This window comes from Sphingopyxis sp. Root1497 (assembly GCF_001427085.1).
Lineage (GTDB): Bacteria > Pseudomonadota > Alphaproteobacteria > Sphingomonadales > Sphingomonadaceae > Sphingopyxis.
In genome coordinates, this window is record NZ_LMGF01000005.1 from 713,618 (window position 1) to 731,395 (window position 17,778).

The window sequence follows — 17,778 nt, forward strand, 5'->3', positions numbered from 1 at the left end:
CCCGGAAAGCGGGGGCGAAGGTCAGCTGCGCTGTTTGCCCTGGTCCTTGCTGCCCGACTGCTTGTCGTCTCCCGACTGGCTCTTGCCGCCGTCCTGCTGCTGCTGGCTGCCCTTTCCGGACGAGCTGCCCTGCTGCTTGCCGTCTTTCTTCTCATTCTGTGCCATGACGCATCCTTTCCATGCGGCCCGAGGCGGGCCAATACGGAAACCCCGCACTTGTCCGGCTTGTTGCGTGAAAGAGGAGCTGGGTTGATCGAAGTTATACGCTTTTGGCGTGCCGCAACGGTCCGGGGCGCCCTGCGTGTTTCGGCCGCCTCTCGCGACGGCGCGGCCGCGCGGCAGCGGGGCGGGGCGGGCAGGCGCGTTCGGGGCTTCGCCGGCCTCCTCATGCGTGCGGGAGGGCGGCGGCGCGGCGCCGGTGCGGCCAAAAAAGGGCCGGCGCGCGGCGCGTCTCGCGGTCGCCTGACGCACCTTCAACCGAGGCAGGCGACGATCGCCTCGATCACCGCGATCGTCTCCCTGGGGTCGCGCACGCGCACCGTGTCGAGTCCTAGCAGCTTCGCCGGATAGTCGTTGCCGCCCGGAAAGATCGCGTCGCCGACGAAGATCATGTCGCCGAGCGCGATTCCGCTCTCGGCGCTCAGCTTCTTGAGCCCATAGCCCTTGTCGACGCCCTCGCGCGTGACGTCGATCGAGGTCGCGCCGCCCATGTTGATCGACAGGCCCGGGAGCCGCTCGCCGAGATCCGCCTGGATGATCCGCCGCTTCGCGAAATCGGGATCCCAGACCTCCTTGGCGGCGATCGGCGCCTGCTGGCCGAGCGCCGAGAAGGTGATCTGGCTGCCGCGGTCCTCGATGCGATCGCCCCAGACTTCCTCGGGAACGAACCCCGTCGCCTCGAGCGACGCGTCGAAGGCGGCGAGGATGCGCGCCTTTTCCTCGTCGCTGAACAGCTCGGCATAAAGCGGCGTCCAGCCGCCGCCGCGGTGGACGAAAAGCTTCGTGCCCGTCGTCGGCATCAGCCAGAGCCGGCCCCGATCGGCGTCTGCCGGAAGTCGGCTCGCGACCTGCTTGTCGAACTGCGGCCAGTCGCCGCCCGAAATCACCGCGACCTCGGCGACGCCCAGGAGCTTCGCGATCGCCGTGCCCATCTCGGGGGCGAGCGGCTGCTTGCTTTCCGCCAGGGTTCCATCGAGATCGAAGGCGACGAGTTTCTTCATGATTGTCTCCTCTGTTCGCTGTCGCCGGCGCGCAGCCGGCAAAGCCTCACAATCGCCCGACGCCGGACTAGGTTCCTGACGGATTCTCCCCGGTCCTCGCTCGAGCGGGCAGCCGCGCCGGCAAGGCAGGCAGCGCTCGTCGACGTGGCGGAGCCGCGGCGGCGGCTTCGGGCCGCTTGCCGGGCGCCCCGCCCGGCCAAGGCAACGAGTTCGGCTTTGGAGGCGTTAGCGTCTCGATGACGAGGAAGACCATTCGATGACCCCGCGCTGGCCTTCGGTGCTCTGGGTGGTTCGCCACGGCCAGAGCGCGGGCAATGTCGCGCGCGATGCCGCCGACGCGGCGGGTGACCTGCGCATCGCGCTCGACCACCGCGATGTTGACGTGCCCCTCTCGGCGCTGGGCGAGCAACAGGCACAGGCGCTCGGCGCCTGGTTCGCCGCGGGCGAGGAAAACGGCCGCCCCGAGATCATGCTCGCCTCGCCCTATGTGCGGGCCGTGCAGACCGCCGAAATCTTCCGCAGCGCGGGAGGCTGCGCGGCCGAGGAGAAAATCTGCATCGACGAGCGGCTGCGCGAGAAGGAGTTCGGCATCCTCGACGGCCTCACGCGCCGCGGCATCGAGGCGGCGCATCCCGATCAGGCCGAATTCCGGCTGGCGCTCGGCAAATTCTATCACCGCCCGCCGGGCGGCGAAAGCTGGTGCGACGTGATCCTGCGCCTCCGCTCGCTCCTCGACACGGTCTCGCTCCATTATGGCGGGCGGCGCGTGATGATCGTCGCGCACCAGGTGGTCGTCCTTTGCCTGCGCACCATCATCGAAAATCTGGGAGAGGCCGAGATATTGGCAATCGACAGCGAGGGCGACGTCGCCAATTGCGCGATCACCGAATATCGCTTCGACGCTGACGTGGGCCGCGACGGCAACCTCGTCCTGTCGCGCTACAATGTGACTGCGCCAATGGAGGACGAAGTCCCGGTCACCCGCGAACCCGATGCGATGGTGGCCGCGCGTGGCTGAGGCAACCCCGCTCGACACCGCCTGGCTCAAGGCGCATCCGCTTCCCGATCATCATGACAATGTCGACAAGAACGGACGCGGCCGGGTGCTCGTGATCGGCGGTTGCCGCCGGGTGCCAGGCGGCATGCTGCTCACCGCCGAGGCGGCGTTCCGCGCCGGGGCGGGCAAGGTGACGATCGCGACGATCGCCTCGGCGGCGATCCCGATCGGCATCGCCTTTCCGGCCTGCGCCGTCGTCGCGCTCCCCGAAACCGAAGCGGGCGAGATTGCGCCTGAGGCGGCCGAACTGCTGCTCGCCGAGGTGGCGCTGCACGACGCCATCGTCTTCGGGCCCGCGATGATCGACGCCGACATCGTCCGGACCCTGCTCGAAGCCCTGCTGCCGGCGCTGCCCGAGGACATCTTCCTCCTCCTCGACGCCGTCGCGCTGCGCGCAGCGGCCGCACATTCGGATGCGATCCGGGCGCGCGCCGCGCACACAATCCTCACCCCGCACGAAGGCGAACTTGCCGCGATGCTCGATGTAGCGAAAGAGGAGGTCGCGAGCGACCCGCTCGCGTCGCTCGGCAAGGCCGCCGACCGCTTCGGCGCGGCGGTGATGGTCAAGGGCGCGACGAGCCATCTCATCGCCGAGGGGAGCTGCCTGGCTTATGCGGGCGGCGGGCTCGGGCTAGCGGTCAGCGGCTCGGGCGACGTGCTGGCCGGCCTCATCGCCGGTCTCGGCGCGCAAGGCCTCTCGCCCCTGCAGGCGTCCGCCTGGGGCATCTGGCTGCACGGCGAAGCGGGGCGGCGGCTCGGCGAAACCATGGGGCCGCTCGGCTATCTTGCGCGCGAGCTGCTGCCGCTCGTCCCGGGGCTGATGCGCGGTGTCTGAGCTCGATCTCCTCGACCCCGATCTCCTGCTGCCGATCGCGGGCGCGGTCATCGCCGGCGCGATTATCGGCGGCGAGCGCGAATATCGCGCGAGCCCGGCGGGTCTGCGCACCCATATCCTCGTCGCGCTGTCCTGCTGTCTCCTCATGCTGTCGGCCGTTCACCAGATGGAATGGCTCACCGACACGCCGACCGAGGTCGTGCGCATCGATCCCGTGCGCATGGCGCATGGCGTGCTCACCGGGATCGGCTTCCTGTGCGGGGGCGTGATCTTTCGCGAGGGGCTCAATGTCCGCGGGCTCACCACCGCTGCATCGCTCTGGATGACCGCGACACTCGGCATCCTGTTCGGGGTCGGCTTCTACGAACTCGCCATCTTCGGCGGCGTCGCGACCTTCCTCGTGCTCGCTGCCGTCACCTGGACCGAGCGCCACGCGCCGCAGCGGCGCATCGCGCATATCACGCTCGACTATCGGGCGGGAACGAGCATCGCCTCGGCCGAGGTCATCGCCCTGCTCGGCGAACATGGCCTCAAGGCGATCACCGTCGAACAGCGCCGCGCCGGCGGCGCGCCCGGTTTTACCGCCATCGCCGCAGGCTATGGCGAGGAATGTGCCGATGCGCTGGCGGCGGCGCTCAGCGAGGACGATCGCATCGCCGCCTTCGACATCAGGCCGCAGCAGGGATGAAGGGTGGGGCCGGAACGGGCGCGGGCATGCCCGCTGGCCGCGACCCTTCGGGCGAGCCCGCTTATGATGCGCTCGTCATCGGCGCGGGACCCGCAGGGCTCACCGCCGCTCTCTATCTTGCGCGCTATCGCCGCCGCACCCTCGTGCTCCACGACGGACGCTCGCGCGCGCTTGGCGCGCCGATGGCCTGGAACGTGCCCGGATTTCCCGACGGAATATCGGGAGCCGATCTCGTCGCGCGGCTCACCGATCAGGCAGAGAGATACGGTGCCGAAATCGAATTGGCGCGCGTCGACTGTCTGTCCGCAGGCGCCGGCGGTGCCCCCTTCGCGGCGCGGCTCGAGGACGGCCGCCGCCTGTCGGCGCGCGGGCTCATTCTCGCGACCGGCGTCATCACCAACGAGGCGGTGCTCGCTAGCGGCGACCATGACGCCGCCGTCCGGAGCGGCGCGCTGCGCTACTGCCCGATCTGCGACGGATTTGAGCATCGCGGGCGCAAGATCGCCGTACTCGGGTCGGACCTTCACGGTGCCGCAGAGGCGATGTTCCTGAGGCAATATACCGACGATGTGACCCTCATCCCCAAGTGGCAGGTCGAGCTCACGCCCGCGCAGCGTGCCGAACTTCTGGCAAGCGACGTGCGGATCGAGGAGCGGCAGCTGCTTCGCCTCGCGCACCGGGACAGACGTATCGCGGTTCAGCTGGAGGGTGCGGAGGACGCGCTTTTCTTCGACACCCTCTATCCGGCGCTCGGGTCCGAACCGCGCAGCGAATTGCTGGCGGGGCTCGGTCTCCAAGGCGACGCCAATCGCTGCCTGCCCGCCGATGCCTTTGCCGAGCCCTTGATGCCCGGCGTCTACGGCGCCGGCGATGTTCTCGCCGGGCTCGACCAGATCAGCACCGCGACGGGCCATGGCGCGGCGGCTGCGACGCGGCTTCACAACTGGCTGCGCCGTGTCGAAGGGCATGTAATGGCGGACCAGCACTGAAGGGCACGGGGCAGGCTATCGCTTCGACGGATGCACGAAAGCTGCTCGGCCGGGCGCGTTCGGCCCACATGGTTGTTGGGCAAAACCTGCCTCGATGGATCTGGCGACGCGACGGGCGGATGGGGCGCTACCCGCCGCAGCGCGTGCAGGATTGATCTCGATCATCACGATTTTCGCGCCTTGGGCCCTGAAATCTGCTATGCAGAAGTGGCTGAGTCCCACCCTCATCGGCGTCTCTTGCGGCTGCCTGATTTTGCAGTCCGCCCTTTGCCTGAGGCGTTCCGATCGGTGCTGAGAGCAGGGTCGCGCTTGCTCCGGAACAGGAATGGAGCATGTCATGCGCCTTTTTCATCTTCTTTTTCATGGCGAGGATGCGCGCGAGCCGCGCCGCGTCGAATTTCGCGCCCCCGACGCTTATCAGGCGTTTCAGTACGCGCTCAACGATCGCGGCAGTGCCGAGGTCGAACTATGGGACGGCGAGCAGCTTCTCGTTCGCATGAGCAAGACCGAAGCCAATCTCTGGAAGCTGCACGGCCTCCCCCCATCCCAAGGCACCGCGGGGCCCTCTGCTCAGTCAGGGGCGGCCGCCGCCTGACCCGCGCTGCGGAGGTGACGGGCGCGCGATGGACGCGTGACAGGTGGATCACGCCCGCTTGCCCGCCTCAGGCGGGCCGGCCGTCTTGCCCGGCGCAGAGGCCGAGGCACGCATCGACGAGCGCGCTCATCAGCACGGGTTTCGAGAAGAAGAAGCTGCCCTCGACCTGTCGATCGGCAAGCGGCACATTGGCCGAGGCATAGACGACGCCGCCGCCCGGATAAGCGTCGCGATAGGCTTCCGCGAGGCTCCATCCGTCGAGAGCGCCGGCAAGCCGGATATCGGTCACAAGGATATGCGGTCGCTCCTCGCCGATCAGGAGCAGTGCGTCCTCGGCGGTTTCGACCTCGCGAACCGCGAACCCGGCTGCCTCGAGCGCCTCGACGATGTCGATGCGGACGAGCCATTCGTCTTCGGCGACGATGGCCGTGCAGAGAGGGGCGGGGGACGGGTTTGGCACGCTGATGACTTTCGCCCTGAAACATGGATCGAAGTTGAGAGGTCGCTCGGCGTCACGGCTGGGCGCATGGCAGTCTCGGCGGAACGCATCAACCACTCAAGGGTTTCTTTGCCATAGCGAATTCCCGTTTCGGGAACGCAGGGGCCATCGGAGGGGCAGGGACCATGACATATGCGTGAGACGCTGGTCGAGGACGAAGCGGCGCAAGGGGGCTTAGCCGTTCGCGAAAGTGCCGCGCACCTCGCGGCGCTCGTCGAGGGCTCGGACGATGCGATCATCAGTAAAACGCTCGATGGAACCATCACCAGCTGGAATCCCGCGGCCGAACGCATGTTCGGTTATCGTGCCGACGAGATCGTCGGCCGCTCGATCCTCACCCTCATCCCCGAGGAACGCCGCAGCGAAGAAACCGCGATCATCGAGCGTGTGCGCGCCGGCGAGCGCGTTCCGCCTTTCGAGACGGTCCGTCGGCGCAAGGACGGCAGCCTCGTCGACCTCTCGATCACCGTGTCGCCGGTGCGCCGCGCCGACGGCACGATCATCGGCGCTTCGAAGATCGCGCGCGACATCTCGGAACGAAAGGCGGTCGAGGCGCAGCTCGCCCGCCAGGCCGAGCGGCTGACCCACCTCAATCGCGCCGCCCTCCTCGTATCGCAGGATCTCGACCTCGAACGGATCGTCCAGGCGGTGACCGATATCGCGACGGAGCTCAGCGGTGCGCGCTTCGGCGCCTTCTTTTACAATGTGCTGGGCGACGAGGGCGAAAGTTACCTGCTCTTCTCGCTATCCGGCGCGCCGCGCGAGGCGTTCGAGCGCTTCGGCATGCCGCGCAATACCGCCGTCTTCGACCCGACGTTCCGCGGAGCGGGGACGATCCGGTCGGACGATATCCGCAAGGATCCGCGCTACGGCCTGAGCGCGCCGCACCACGGCATGCCGGAGGGGCATCTGCCCGTCGTGAGCTATCTCGCGGTTCCCGTCATCTCGCGCTCGGGCGCGGTGCTCGGCGGTCTTTTCTTTGGCCATGACGAGCCCGCCATGTTCAATGCCGAGGTCGAGGAGCTTGTCGAGGCCGTGGCTGCGCAGGCGGCGGTGGCGATGGACAACGCCCATCTTCACGAGGCGGCGCGCGTCGAGATCGCGGCGCGCGTGAAGGCCGAAGAGGAGCTCCAGCTCACTCTCGCCGAAATGCGCCACCGGGTGAAGAACACGCTCGCGATGGTCCAGGCGATCGCCGCACAGACGTTTCGCGAGACGCCGGCCGCCGAGCGCCAGTCGTTCGAGGCGCGCGTCCGCGCCCTCTCCGACGCGCACGACCTCCTCACCGAGCGCCACTGGGGCACCGTATCGGCCGGCGAAATGATCGAGCGCGCGCTCCACGCCTTCGACAAGATGAAGCCGGGCCGCATCAGCCTCGCGGGGCCGGACGCCGAGGTGCCGGCGTCGAGGGCGCTGCTCGCGGCGATGGCGCTGCACGAACTCGGGACCAATGCGGTCAAATATGGGGCGCTGTCGGGGGATGCCGGCACGGTCGCGGTCGAGTGGGACATGGTGAAGGAGAGCGGCCGGGATCGGCTCCGCCTGCATTGGAGCGAGCAGGGCGGTCCCCCCGTCGCGCCTCCCGCGCGCACGGGTTTCGGCACGCGGATGCTCGAACGGGCGCTCCGCGGGCAGGGCGGCAGCGCCGCGATCGAATTCCGGCCCGAGGGTGTTTGCTGCACTCTGGAGCTTCCCGCATGACCAGCATCTTGGGCGCGGCGGGATCGCGCGAGGTTCGCGCGGTTCGTGGGTCGAGGATCGAAGGTGCGGGCCGAAGGTCGATGGTCGAAGGGAGCGGGTCGCAGGTGAGCGTCACAAACCTTGCTCATGGCTGGCGAGTCTGGCGCGGCTCGGCTAAGGCGTAGCCATGGCGGGAATCGGATCACGCATCGACGAGTCGGGGATGCTGCTGCGCGTGGCAGGCGGCTTCGCGCTGCGCCGCGACCTTGGCGGCCGCTGGCGGCTCGACCTGCGCCGCACCCCCGTCGACCATGTCGAGAAGCGCGTGCGCATCACGGGCACGCTCGTCGGCGACGATCTTGTCGAGGTCGACGGCGTCGCCCCGGAAGGCGCCGTAGCGCCCGGTGGTGATCTACCGGACAGCGGCTCGCCGATCCAAGCATAGTCGCGCCGCTTCCGGCCGAAGCTGCCTGGGGGCGGGATTGCAAAGCCGGATGTCCGGCGGAGTCCGCATGCCTCTCAATTTTGACCGGCCCAAGTAGCGGAACAAAGTTGTGCGACGCCGGTTAGAGCTGCATGACCCAGACCATTGCTACCCCCACACCCGCCGCCGATCCGGCGCGTATCGTCGTCCTTCTCTGTGCGCTGGCGCAGATCGGAGCTGCCCTATTGCCCGCGATGGGGATCGGCACGCCGGTCGGCGAGCGTTCGGACGCCGTGCAGACGCTGATAACGCCCGCGGGCTGGGCCTTCTCGATCTGGGGCGCGCTTTATCTGGGATCGCTGGTTTTCTCGCTCCTCCAGTTTACGTCGGCCGGGCGCGATAGCACCTTGTTCGCCGCGCTGCGCTGGCCGGCAGCCGGTGCTTTTATCGGCAACGCGCTCTGGGCCACTTGGGTGCAGCTCGGCGACATCGACGCAGTATCGACTCTCATCATCTTCGGCTCGCTTGTCTCGATCCTCACTGCTTACCGGCGGATCGCCTCCTGGACGGCGCCCTTTTCGGCGGCCGAGCGCTGGGGCGCCATCCTGCCGCTGTCGGCGCTCGCTTCCTGGTTGACCGCAGCCTCGATCGTCAATGTCGCGGCCACGTTGCGCTATTATGGCGTCAACGCTGCGCCCGATGTCGCGCCGCTCATCTCCGCCGCGATTATCGTCGTCGGCGGTCTGATCGCGGCCACGGCCCTTGCGCGGGGCAAGGGCAATCCGCCTTTCGCGCTCGTCTTCCTCTGGGCGCTGGCAGCGATCTTTGCAGCCGGCGGGCAGGAGGCGGCTGCCGTCGCGGTGGCGGCAGCCATCGCGGCGATCTTGGTGCTGATCGGAATTTCGCTGGGCTGGCGCGACGGCGGCGCGCACCATTGGTCCGGTTCGAGATCGTAAATCTGTCTCGGGGACGCTCAAGCGTCTTCGCCGCAGTCGGTTTGCTTTCGAACTTTTCCGAGGTTGAGCGCGCGATCGGCACCTTCTTACGGCCAGGCGCACCCGGTGTCGCCGCGTCCCCGGGGCCAGCCGCGATCCCGACCCGCGCTTGAGGCGTCTGCCGGGGCGCGGCCCCGGCGCAACGGGCTTTGCCCGTCCTCCACTGCCGTTGCGGCCCTCTGGGTGCGCCGGCGCCTGGCGGCGCCCCGGCTCCCTTTCTGCGCCGCGGGACGGGCTCGCGGGCAAGGGCAGGAGACACTTCATGGGAGCCATCGCTTTCGTCAGCGGCACAATCGAGAAGGGCTTTGTCGGCGAGCTTCGCACCCTCACGATCCGGGTGCCGATCGAAATTCGCTTGAATCGCGGCAAGGGGAGCGAGGTGCAGCCTGACTACCGCGTCTATTCGGACGACGTCGAGATCGGCGCGGGATGGGTGCGCCTCGCGGCAGTGTCCGAGCGCCGCTATGTGTCGCTGGCGCTCGAAGCCCCCGAGTTCGGACAGCGGCGCCTTTATGCCAATCTTGCCCGCGCGGCGGGGCAGGACAATCCCGACGCTTACGCGCTGCTTTGGAACCCTGCCGACTGATGGCGTGCAAAAGACGCGCGGCTTATCCTCGCACTGGCTGCAATAGCTGGTGCGCAGGAGGCGCCGCCTTGATAGGGTGACGACGATGAAAAGCGGTATCGACCATCTTCCCCCGCACAAGCAGCGCGAACTGGAGCGCGTCGTCGAGATTATCTTCGAAGAATTCGAAGATGCGCTGGCGCTCGCGACGCAGGGCTGGAAGAAGAAGGGCCGCATCTCGAAGATCATTCTCTACGGCAGCTATGCGCGGGGAGGGTGGGTCGACGAGCCGCACACCGCCAAGGGCTATCAGTCCGACTATGACCTGCTGATCATCGTCAACGACAAGCGGCTGACCGATCGCGCCGACTATTGGTCGAAGCTCGACGACCGACTCATTCGCGAACTGTCGGTAACGAAGACGCTGCGGACGCCGGTGAACTTCATCGTGCACAGTCTCGATGAGGTAAATAGCGGGCTGTCGCAGGGCCGCTATTTCTTCATGGACGTCGCGCGCGACGGGATTGCGTTGTACGAAGCCGAGGACAGTGAGCTTGCCGAGCCGCAGCCGAAGACGCCGCATGCGGCGCTGGAGATGGCGCGGGAGTATTTTGACGAGTGGTGGTCATCAGCCGCCAAGCGGCAGGAAATTGCCAAGTTCGACATAGAGCGCGGCTATCTAAAGGACGCCGCGTTCGATTTGCATCAGACCGTGGAACGCTACTACCATTGCGCGTTGCTCGTATGCACCTTTTACACGCCTCACGTCCACAATCTGGCGTTTCTTCGCACTCAGGCTGAGCGGATCGATCCACGCCTAATTGAGGCATGGCCTCGCGAGACGAAGGCTGACCGGTCTCGCTTTGAGAAGCTGAAGGAAGCGTACATCAAGGCGCGCTACTCGAAGCATTACAGCATCACGAACGAGGAACTGGCTTGGCTGGGTGAGCGGGTCGCCGATCTGGCGGACATCGTTGAACTGGTGTGCCGCGAGCGCATATCGCTTTTGGAAACGACGGCGCGCGACGCTGGCTGAACCTCTAAAAGCAAAGGGCCCTGCCGTGGCAGAGCCCTCTCTTCTTTCGGCGTGGAGGGGTCTCCCACCGAAAGATGCCCCTTTTGCCTCCGGGGTCGCACGGAAGCATTAGACCGGCGACAATAAGGCTCTGCTCATTCGTGGCAATAAACACAGGTTAAGTCGGCGAACTTAGTTTTAGATCGCCGTGCTGACGCGATACGGTCCTTTGCGAAGGGGGAGGGGCTCACCCTTCCAGCTAAGCTGCACCAGATTCTTGGCGAGCATGCCGTCGATTGCGGCATGGACCGTTGGCATGGTGCTGCGCCAGTTCGGCCCGTCGGTTATCGCGCGGGCGACCTCACTCGGACATACCGAACCCCCGGGGAACCGCGCGGCCAGAAGCGCGAGAACGGCCTCACATACTTTATCGTCCACGCTCGCCTCCACCGCGCGACGAGCGTCCTTTGGTCATAGGGTCCGGTTTCGGTGGCGGCTTCCATCCAGGAGGCGGCGTCATGCGTTGCTGGCTCGTGCCGAGTCCCATCGCGCCAGGCCGCTGCCGCTCGATACCGGACAGGTCCGCTTGCTCTGCCTTGTCGGGGGCCGCGCCGCCGCGCAAAAGATTGATCTGGTCGCGGCAGCGGCGTGCCTCTTCGAAGTCGAGGTCGGCCACGGCGGCTTGCATTCTCTTTTGAAGTGCTTCGATTGTGTTGGCCATTTTCACATTACGCATGACACGAGGATTGGCCGCATCCTGTTGGCAGTGTCTGCATCTCGCCGGATAAGTTGCATACGAAACGATGTGTTGCGCTGCGGCATCAGTGGGAAAGAATCGCCGAACCGGTGCGGCAATTTCTATGGCCTCTTCCTTGCGTTGAAGTATGTGCCACCCGCGACCCGATGAAGGGGCTCCTTCATCACAAAAACTTGGCGGCCTTTCCGGCCGCCTTTTTTTGTGGGCTAATTGCAATTCCGGCGACCGGCGGCTCAGCGCCTGATGTCGGACATAGCGGCGACCGCCGACCAGTGCTCGAAAGCGGACGTTGGATTCCTGCTATCTGGTAGAGCCTGGCGGACGAGGGTCGGCTTTTCAGACCTCGCCGCAAAAAAAGCAGCCGGACCGCAACCGGCCATGCCCGGACTGCGATCGGATCAACCTGTCGTGGCAATAATCAGGCTAGCATTGTCCGTTCCATCACGGCTTATGGCCCGATCGATCAGAAGACTCGCAAGGTCCTGTAAGGACAAGGCGCGAGGAACCCTTGTGTCCATCGTTCGGGACAGGCCGTCCGAGCACAACAGGATCAGGTCGCCGTCGCGAAGCGCTGCCTGGACCCGGTCGATCACAATATGGTCGTCGACGCCAAGCGCACGCGTGATGACGTTTGCCTTGGGGTGCCGTATCGCTTCTTCCTCCGAAATTGCTCCCGCGTCGACCAATTCTTGGACGAGGCTGTGATCGTGGGTCAGAAGTGTCAGCACGCCGTCCCGAATTCGATACGCCCGGCTGTCGCCAGCCCAAAAGATTTCGGCCATATGGCCTTGAATACTGGCCGCGACGATCGTTGTCCCGCTACGTCTCTCGCCAGTGTGACCCCGGTTGTACAACGCAGCATTCGCGCCTTTCAGCGCCTCGACGATAGTGTCGGCGGTTGGATGATCGAGCGCGTCGAGCGCGTCTATTGCAAGCTGCGCAGCGACGTCGCCTGAACGATGGCCGCCCATTCCGTCGGCTACGGCCCACAAATTACGCTCCGGCCGGTCGAGAATGCGGTCTTCGTTGACCTTTCGAACAAGTCCGACATGCGTGCGGCTCGACGATCGCGCCCGATCGTTCCCGCATTCGTGCTGCTGCGACGCCTTTGCGCGCAATATGCGTGACAGCATCATATGCGCCGATCCTCGGTCATGCTGTCAGCGCCATCATAGGCTTGGACGAACGCCCGATCGAGCGCTCCCGATGTGCGGCCTTCCACTTCCTGGACCAGTTCGGCATGGCGGCGGGCCAGCTCGTCTAGCCGCGCGGCAGCCTTGTTCTGGAACAGGCCGGCCTGCTGCGTTTCGATGCGTGCCGGATCGAACCGGTCGATCGCTTCGCGAAGGCTTCCGCGCAGGCCTGCAAAGGTGGCGGCCAGGTGTCGCTTGATGTCGCGAAAGGAGGACTGGAGCGCTTCGGGACCGGACAGAAAGCCATGTGTTCCGCCGAGGATGAGGTCTATGGCGAGGCGCTGCGTCGGAGCCCATTTGAACGGATTGTTCTCCGCGCTTCCGATCGTCGTACGCGTCATCTGATAGTGGCTGCGTGCCTGGTCGCGCTCGCTCATGAGATCGCCCACCCCGAGCACCATCTGGCGATAGACGCCGCCGACCCGGCGCATGATCTCGGCGGGATCCTCCGTAGCAAGGAGCGAGGCGTCGAGGCCGGCGCCTTCGCAAAAGGCATCGAGCAGCGACCCGCTGGTGACAAGAACGGGAGGCCGGCCCTCAGTTTCGGGCCGATCTTCCCAATCGACCGGAACGCCGATCGAATCGCCGAGCGGCGGCATCAGAACCATCGTCCGCGTTTCCTGACCCGCGATCTCGGCCTGCGGTGCACGGCAGGCGACGATACGGAAGTCTCCGAGGCGGATCGCAAAAGGCAGGATGACCGGGACGTCGTCATCCTGAGGCAGCCGCTGCCCGGTGGAGGCGTTATACACTCCGTTACTGCCCAGCGATCTCAGTATGAGTTCGTCACCCTCGGCCCTGAATTCGCAGTGCGTTCGCGAAATCGCGCTTTCGGGATCGACGATCGTCCAGTCGGCGTCGCGGTCGCGGCCGACGCGGAGAGTCCCTTGGCGCAGGAGCCGGGCGTCGACTGGGTGAAGGTCGTCCTTCTTGTCGAAAAGCTGCAGCATGAACATGCCAGTCTCCTCAAGCGACCTGGCGGATGGACGCAGCGGCATCCTCGGGCCCGGAGATCCGCGTCGCGATCATCGAGGCTTCGAGATCCTGGGGCCGCTCGGCAAACTGGGCTTCCGCCGCCGCCGCCGCCTTGTTGAACGCGTCGAACGCAGCTCCGAATTCGTCGCCCCGCCGATGCGAGATGCGCAGGGCGAACCGTGCCGACGCGGCCTCGTCGAGGGCGCCGCGCAGCCGCGCAAGCGGCCGTGTGACGGCGGCGCCGCTGAAATATCCCGCGGCGGCGACCGTCAGCAAAACCGTCAGCGAAAGCGCAGCAAGCAGGAAGCGGGTGTTTGCCTTCGCCGCGGCAAGCGCGTCGGTGCGGATGACGATGTCGACCTGGCCATAGTTGCCGCCCGCATAACGGATGGGCCGGACGAAACGCATGCCGTCTCCGAGCTGTGCGCCGCGGTAGCTGACGGCGGTGTCGGCTCGGGTTTCGATTACGCGGCCGCCGGAGGCCGCCGCATAGCGCTTCCCCAGTTGCGCGGCATCGCTCGACGCGCGCACGACGCCTCGTGCATCAACGACCGCAATGCTGCGGATCTCGCGGTCTTCGCTCGCGCTCTCGACGAACGCCTGAACCGCGCTCCAGTCCTGCTGATCGGGCGGCATTGCGGCATTATCGACCGCGGTTACACCTGCGTTGCTGGCAACAAATGCCGCAATCGTCTGTCCCGATGCGACGGCCATCTCTTCGAAAGCCCGGCCTTCGCGCGAGAGGATCATCGATCCGCACAGCGCCAGCACGGCAAGGGTTGCCGATACAAGCAACATGGGTAGCTTGAGCCGCAGTGAGAGTCCGCGACGCGTGACGGTCGTGTCTTCACGCGCGGCCATTTCGCGCTGCAGGGCATTCCGCACCGCCTCGCCGTCGGCAAAGCGCTGCTCGGCCTTCTTCGCAAGCAACTTGTCGATCACGAAGCGCAGGCCCGGCGGGCAATCTGCAGCTGACTTCTCTATAGGTTCGACGCGCTCCTGCGCGATCTGGATCGCGAGGGTGGCAAGGCCGATCCCGGGAAAGGCCACTTTTCCGGTCACCATCTCGTAAAGGACGATGCCGAGCGAGAAGAGGTCCGAGCGATGATCGACCGGAAGGCTGAGCGCCTGCTCCGGGCTCATGTAGCGCGGCGTCCCCACCATCTGGCCGAACTGCGTTCGTTCGAGCTCGCCGCCATCACCGCCGCAGGCAGGATCGTCGATCCGCGCCACCCCGAAGTCGACGAGCTTCGCGGTGCGGCCGTCGCTCGAGAGCAGGATGTTGGACGGCTTCACGTCGCGGTGAACGACTCCCGCGCGATGCGCATAGGCAAGCGCGCCCGCTAGCTGCTGTCCAAGCTGCAGGACGCGCTCATAGGGCATACGGCCATGCGTCTGAAGCACGGTGTCGAGCGGCTGGCCTTCGACGAGCTCCATCGCGATAAAGGCGCCGCCGCCATCCTCCCCGACCTCGTAGATCGTCGCGATATTGGGGTGGCTGAGCGCGCCTGCGGCCCGCGCTTCCCTCAGAAAGCGGAGGTTGAGCGCCTCATTTCGTGCATATTCGGGTTTCAGAACCTTGATGGCGACTTCGCGTCCGATCCCGGGATCGATGGCGCGGTACACATCCGCCATGGCACCCTCGCCGAGGCGCGCTATAATCTGATAGCGTCCGACGCTCTTCAAAGTGGACCGGTCTTGCTCGATCTTGGGCACGGGCAGGTGGACGGTCATTTCCGGGCCCTCACGGTAGCGGCGATGCGCTCGGCGCGCGCGAGATCGGCCCTGATGGCGCTATTGCCTGGGTCGAGGCTCGAGGCCTGACGAAGAAGCTGAACGGCTTTTGCCGCCTGGCCCCGGTTGAGCTCGGCGAGCCCCCGCGTCCTGAGCTGCCTTGCGCCCGCGGGATTTGAGGGCGCGGCCGCTGCTGCAGGGGCAGCGGGTCGTTCGGGAGCGGCCCGCGCCGGCTTAGGACTTGCCTGCGGCGCGGTCTTTGGTGTCGGGCGGGGCGCCGCCTGCGGCGGACTTCCCGGAATACGAAGCGTCTGGCCGGCCGCGATGCGTGTCGGGACGTCGATGCCGTTGTACCGTGCGAGCTGATAGGTCAGCAGGCGGTTCCCGAGGTGGCGCTCGGCGATCGCCGCCAAGGTGTCGCCGGGCTTTACTGTATAGGGAAAGGACTTCGGCCCGAGCAGGTCGACCGGATCGCGCGTCACTGAATCCCTGAGCATGGCGAGCGACGGGTTGTGGGGATCGCGCTTGAGCGCGCTTTTGATGAGCTTGCGCGCGGCGCCGGTGTCGCCACGGTCCAGCAAACCGGTGATGGTCTCGATCGACTGGGCGCTATCGACCGGCGCCGACGGCGCGGCCGGTCGGGGTGCCGCGGCGCATCCCGAGAGGAGGATCAAGGCGGCAAGCAACGGCGCCGAAAGGGCTCGGCGAAGGTCGATCCTGATAGGATGGAGGGTCACGCGGTCAGCCTTTCGGGTTGACGCCCTGCAGGGGCGATACGGAGCATGGCGGCGAGACGGGAGGTGTCGCGCACGAAATTCAGGAAATCGGCGGCCGGCAACGGCCTGGAGAAGTAGAAGCCCTGGAAGTGGCGGCACCCTTCGCCGAGGAGCCAATGATATTCCTCGGCCGTCTCGACGCCTTCGGCGAGCACCTTGATGCCGAGGCCCTGACCGAGGGTCAGGATACTCCGGCAGATCGCCTGACTGTCCGGCCTGTTCTGCACCTCGGTGACGAACTCGCGATCGATCTTGATCTTGTCGAAACCGAGCTGGCGAAGCGTGCTGAAACTCGAATAGCCTGTGCCGAAATCGTCGATCGAAATCCTGACGCCGAGGGCGCGGATTTCTTCGAACATCTTTGCGACACGCGCATCGTTGGCACTGGCGACCGACTCCGTCAGTTCGATCTCGAGCGCGCCCGGCTCGAGACCATGATTGTGGAACATGCGTGTGAGGAATTCGGTGAACCTTGCGCTATGAAGCTGGTTGGCCGAAATGTTCACGGCAACCCGGAGCGGGCCCGGTCCAATCCCGGCCCATTGGCTTGCTTCGCGGGCTGCGCCGTTCAGGACCCAGAGACCGACATCATCCGCCAGTCCCGCGGCCTCGACGACGGGTATGAACACTGATGGAGACACGGTGCCGCGTTCCGGGTGGTTCCATCGGATCAGTGCCTCGGCCCCCGTGACGCACTGCCAGGTGGCGTCGATCAACGGCTGGAACAGAAGCTCGAACTCGCCCCGGCCTACAGCGCCGCGCAAATCCTGTTCGATGCCGTACCGAAATTCCTCCTGCGCGATGGCCGCGGGCGTCAGACCGAAATTCCCGGCACCGCCATCGCGCAGGATCGCGAACGAGGCGAGGGTCTGCGTAAGAAGCGTGTGCGGAGAGTCGCATTTCTCGAGCGCAGCGCAGCGCGCGGAAATTATCGGAACGATGTCCTGCGTGCCCGCCGTTATGACGCTGCCCAGCGCATAGACGAGCGCATCAATCTCGCCGCGTGCGGCATCGTCCGCTATATCCTGACCATACCAGATCGCGAACTGCGCACGATCGACATGGGCAACGAAGCGGCCCGGCGGGAGCATTCGCACGATCCTTCGCACGGTCGCTGTCAGCACATATTCCGCAAGATCGGGATTGAAACCCGCCAAACGGTCGAAGTCGGCGATTTCAATAGCGCCGATCATGCCGGCGCGCTCGCTGGTCATTAGTTCGAGGAGCGGCTCGCGGGTGGGGAGGCCAGAGATCGAATGGCGTTCACTGAGTCGCCTTTTCATTGTGGCAAGCGCCAGCTCAACACTCGCCGCATTTTCGGCGAGCCGGTCTGATATCTCCTCTTTCCGGCCGGCCGCCGACATGGCTTCGAAGCGCCGTGACAGGAGCCAAAGGCGTTGATCGTGTCGCCAGGCACTACCGAGCCAGCCCAGAGCGACGGCGCTCGCAATGATTGCCACGGGCAACAGGCCCGCCGCCTGCCAGTGGAGCAAGCAGGCTAGCGACACGAATAGCATTGCTATAGCTGTACGCCGCGCCAGCGTAGCAAAAGGAACTCTCTCCGCGACCATCCGGCCGTCGTATTTTCCAAGAGATACTAAGTTCTTAAGCAAAGCGTCGGGCTTGTCCCGCAGCGAGACACTTAGTTGTGAAGGGCGCCCATGCAAGTGGTGCATGAAATCCGACGCTTTTGAGAGACTTTTTATGCGCGCGGAAGCGTCGAAGAGTACGTCCCTATGTGCCCGTGAAGGGTCTAAGACTTAACTTGGGTTATGACGATT

Annotated in this window: 20 protein-coding genes; 10 read left to right on the forward strand and 10 right to left on the reverse strand. The window is 65.9% G+C overall.

Annotation, left to right across the window (positions count from 1 at the left end; translation table 11 throughout):
• Window positions 1-21: 21 nt before the first annotated feature.
• Entirely contained in the window at window positions 22-165 is a 144-nt protein-coding gene (locus ASD67_RS23185; RefSeq protein WP_156377776.1) for a hypothetical protein, read from the reverse strand.
• A gap of 308 nt (window positions 166-473) precedes the next feature.
• Window positions 474-1,220 (reverse strand): HAD-IIB family hydrolase, encoded by a 747-nt coding sequence (locus ASD67_RS17815; RefSeq protein ID WP_056350135.1) that lies wholly within the window; start codon window positions 1,218-1,220, stop codon window positions 474-476.
• A 256-nt stretch (window positions 1,221-1,476) separates the two neighbouring features.
• Here ASD67_RS17815 and ASD67_RS17820 point away from each other — a divergent pair, with 256 nt between their 5' ends.
• The 5 genes from ASD67_RS17820 (at window position 1,477) to ASD67_RS17840 (ending at window position 5,384) form a co-directional block, all read left to right on the forward strand.
• Window positions 1,477-2,238: a histidine phosphatase family protein gene (locus tag ASD67_RS17820; protein WP_056350137.1), complete on the forward strand. Its 762-nt coding sequence runs from the start codon at window positions 1,477-1,479 to the stop codon at window positions 2,236-2,238.
• Window positions 2,231-3,112 (forward strand): NAD(P)H-hydrate dehydratase, encoded by an 882-nt coding sequence (locus ASD67_RS17825; protein WP_235535723.1) that lies wholly within the window; start codon window positions 2,231-2,233, stop codon window positions 3,110-3,112. Before ASD67_RS17820 ends, ASD67_RS17825 begins: the two co-directional genes overlap by 8 nt.
• On the forward strand, window positions 3,105-3,800 hold the full coding sequence (locus ASD67_RS17830; protein WP_056350141.1) for an MgtC/SapB family protein: 696 nt from the start codon (window positions 3,105-3,107) through the stop codon (window positions 3,798-3,800). Before ASD67_RS17825 ends, ASD67_RS17830 begins: the two co-directional genes overlap by 8 nt.
• Window positions 3,797-4,789: an NAD(P)/FAD-dependent oxidoreductase gene (locus tag ASD67_RS17835; RefSeq protein WP_162248610.1), complete on the forward strand. Its 993-nt coding sequence runs from the start codon at window positions 3,797-3,799 to the stop codon at window positions 4,787-4,789. Before ASD67_RS17830 ends, ASD67_RS17835 begins: the two co-directional genes overlap by 4 nt.
• Window positions 4,790-5,126: 337 nt before the next feature.
• A complete protein-coding gene (locus tag ASD67_RS17840; protein WP_156377777.1) occupies window positions 5,127-5,384 on the forward strand; it encodes a hypothetical protein in 258 nt (85 codons plus the stop codon).
• Window positions 5,385-5,451: 67 nt separating this feature from the next.
• Here ASD67_RS17840 and ASD67_RS17845 read toward each other — a convergent pair whose 3' ends face one another.
• Window positions 5,452-5,844: a response regulator gene (locus tag ASD67_RS17845; protein WP_056350146.1), complete on the reverse strand. Its 393-nt coding sequence runs from the start codon at window positions 5,842-5,844 to the stop codon at window positions 5,452-5,454.
• Between the two features lie 171 nt (window positions 5,845-6,015).
• On the opposite strand from ASD67_RS17845, the gene ASD67_RS17850 reads away from it, so the two are divergent.
• From ASD67_RS17850 to ASD67_RS17870, 5 genes are all read left to right on the forward strand, one after another.
• Window positions 6,016-7,584, forward strand: a complete 1,569-nt coding sequence (locus ASD67_RS17850; protein WP_056350149.1) for a sensor histidine kinase — start codon at window positions 6,016-6,018, stop codon at window positions 7,582-7,584.
• Window positions 7,585-7,750: 166 nt separating this feature from the next.
• Window positions 7,751-8,008, forward strand: a complete 258-nt coding sequence (locus ASD67_RS17855; protein ID WP_056350151.1) for a DUF5818 domain-containing protein — start codon at window positions 7,751-7,753, stop codon at window positions 8,006-8,008.
• A gap of 131 nt (window positions 8,009-8,139) precedes the next feature.
• Entirely contained in the window at window positions 8,140-8,943 is an 804-nt protein-coding gene (locus tag ASD67_RS17860; RefSeq protein ID WP_056350153.1) for a hypothetical protein, read from the forward strand.
• Window positions 8,944-9,244: 301 nt separating this feature from the next.
• Window positions 9,245-9,568, forward strand: a complete 324-nt coding sequence (locus ASD67_RS17865) for a DUF736 domain-containing protein (RefSeq protein ID WP_056350155.1) — start codon at window positions 9,245-9,247, stop codon at window positions 9,566-9,568.
• Window positions 9,569-9,653: 85 nt separating this feature from the next.
• Complete coding sequence (locus ASD67_RS17870) at window positions 9,654-10,583, forward strand: HEPN domain-containing protein (protein WP_056350157.1); 930 nt, start codon at window positions 9,654-9,656, stop codon at window positions 10,581-10,583.
• 177 nt (window positions 10,584-10,760) lie between these two features.
• Here ASD67_RS17870 and ASD67_RS17875 read toward each other — a convergent pair whose 3' ends face one another.
• The 7 genes from ASD67_RS17875 to ASD67_RS17900 form a co-directional block, all read right to left on the reverse strand.
• Window positions 10,761-11,012, reverse strand: coding sequence for a DUF3253 domain-containing protein (locus ASD67_RS17875; RefSeq protein ID WP_200938063.1), 252 nt, complete (start codon window positions 11,010-11,012; stop codon window positions 10,761-10,763).
• A complete protein-coding gene (locus ASD67_RS22710; RefSeq protein WP_082545154.1) occupies window positions 10,990-11,283 on the reverse strand; it encodes a UvrB/UvrC motif-containing protein in 294 nt (97 codons plus the stop codon). Before ASD67_RS22710 ends, ASD67_RS17875 begins: the two co-directional genes overlap by 23 nt.
• Window positions 11,284-11,717: 434 nt before the next feature.
• Window positions 11,718-12,455 carry a PP2C family protein-serine/threonine phosphatase gene (locus tag ASD67_RS17880; RefSeq protein ID WP_056350159.1) on the reverse strand — a complete coding sequence of 246 codons (738 nt, stop codon included), beginning with the start codon at window positions 12,453-12,455 and terminating at the stop codon, window positions 11,718-11,720.
• On the reverse strand, window positions 12,452-13,468 hold the full coding sequence (locus ASD67_RS17885; protein WP_056350161.1) for a type VI secretion system-associated FHA domain protein: 1,017 nt from the start codon (window positions 13,466-13,468) through the stop codon (window positions 12,452-12,454). The genes ASD67_RS17880 and ASD67_RS17885 overlap by 4 nt, the downstream gene beginning before the upstream one ends.
• A gap of 10 nt (window positions 13,469-13,478) precedes the next feature.
• On the reverse strand, window positions 13,479-15,221 hold the full coding sequence (locus ASD67_RS17890) for a serine/threonine-protein kinase (RefSeq protein WP_056350164.1): 1,743 nt from the start codon (window positions 15,219-15,221) through the stop codon (window positions 13,479-13,481).
• Window positions 15,218-15,958 carry a LysM peptidoglycan-binding domain-containing protein gene (locus tag ASD67_RS17895; RefSeq protein ID WP_235535724.1) on the reverse strand — a complete coding sequence of 247 codons (741 nt, stop codon included), beginning with the start codon at window positions 15,956-15,958 and terminating at the stop codon, window positions 15,218-15,220. Before ASD67_RS17895 ends, ASD67_RS17890 begins: the two co-directional genes overlap by 4 nt.
• On the reverse strand, window positions 15,955-17,514 hold the full coding sequence (locus tag ASD67_RS17900) for a putative bifunctional diguanylate cyclase/phosphodiesterase (protein WP_162248611.1): 1,560 nt from the start codon (window positions 17,512-17,514) through the stop codon (window positions 15,955-15,957). Before ASD67_RS17900 ends, ASD67_RS17895 begins: the two co-directional genes overlap by 4 nt.
• Between the last annotated feature and the right edge of the window lie 264 nt (window positions 17,515-17,778).

Coding starts and splice junctions, on each gene's coding strand:
- ASD67_RS23185 (WP_156377776.1), bottom strand. CDS start 165: ATGGCACAGAATGAGAAGAAAGACGGCAAGCAGCAGGGCAGCTCGTCC.
- ASD67_RS17815 (WP_056350135.1), bottom strand. CDS start 1,220: ATGAAGAAACTCGTCGCCTTCGATCTCGATGGAACCCTGGCGGAAAGC.
- ASD67_RS17820 (WP_056350137.1), top strand. CDS start 1,477: ATGACCCCGCGCTGGCCTTCGGTGCTCTGGGTGGTTCGCCACGGCCAG.
- ASD67_RS17835 (WP_162248610.1), top strand. CDS start 3,797: ATGAAGGGTGGGGCCGGAACGGGCGCGGGCATGCCCGCTGGCCGCGAC.
- ASD67_RS17840 (WP_156377777.1), top strand. CDS start 5,127: ATGCGCCTTTTTCATCTTCTTTTTCATGGCGAGGATGCGCGCGAGCCG.
- ASD67_RS17850 (WP_056350149.1), top strand. CDS start 6,016: ATGCGTGAGACGCTGGTCGAGGACGAAGCGGCGCAAGGGGGCTTAGCC.
- ASD67_RS17855 (WP_056350151.1), top strand. CDS start 7,751: ATGGCGGGAATCGGATCACGCATCGACGAGTCGGGGATGCTGCTGCGC.
- ASD67_RS17860 (WP_056350153.1), top strand. CDS start 8,140: ATGACCCAGACCATTGCTACCCCCACACCCGCCGCCGATCCGGCGCGT.
- ASD67_RS17865 (WP_056350155.1), top strand. CDS start 9,245: ATGGGAGCCATCGCTTTCGTCAGCGGCACAATCGAGAAGGGCTTTGTC.
- ASD67_RS17870 (WP_056350157.1), top strand. CDS start 9,654: ATGAAAAGCGGTATCGACCATCTTCCCCCGCACAAGCAGCGCGAACTG.
- ASD67_RS22710 (WP_082545154.1), bottom strand. CDS start 11,283: ATGGCCAACACAATCGAAGCACTTCAAAAGAGAATGCAAGCCGCCGTG.
- ASD67_RS17880 (WP_056350159.1), bottom strand. CDS start 12,455: ATGATGCTGTCACGCATATTGCGCGCAAAGGCGTCGCAGCAGCACGAA.
- ASD67_RS17885 (WP_056350161.1), bottom strand. CDS start 13,468: ATGTTCATGCTGCAGCTTTTCGACAAGAAGGACGACCTTCACCCAGTC.
- ASD67_RS17890 (WP_056350164.1), bottom strand. CDS start 15,221: ATGACCGTCCACCTGCCCGTGCCCAAGATCGAGCAAGACCGGTCCACT.
- ASD67_RS17900 (WP_162248611.1), bottom strand. CDS start 17,514: ATGCTATTCGTGTCGCTAGCCTGCTTGCTCCACTGGCAGGCGGCGGGC.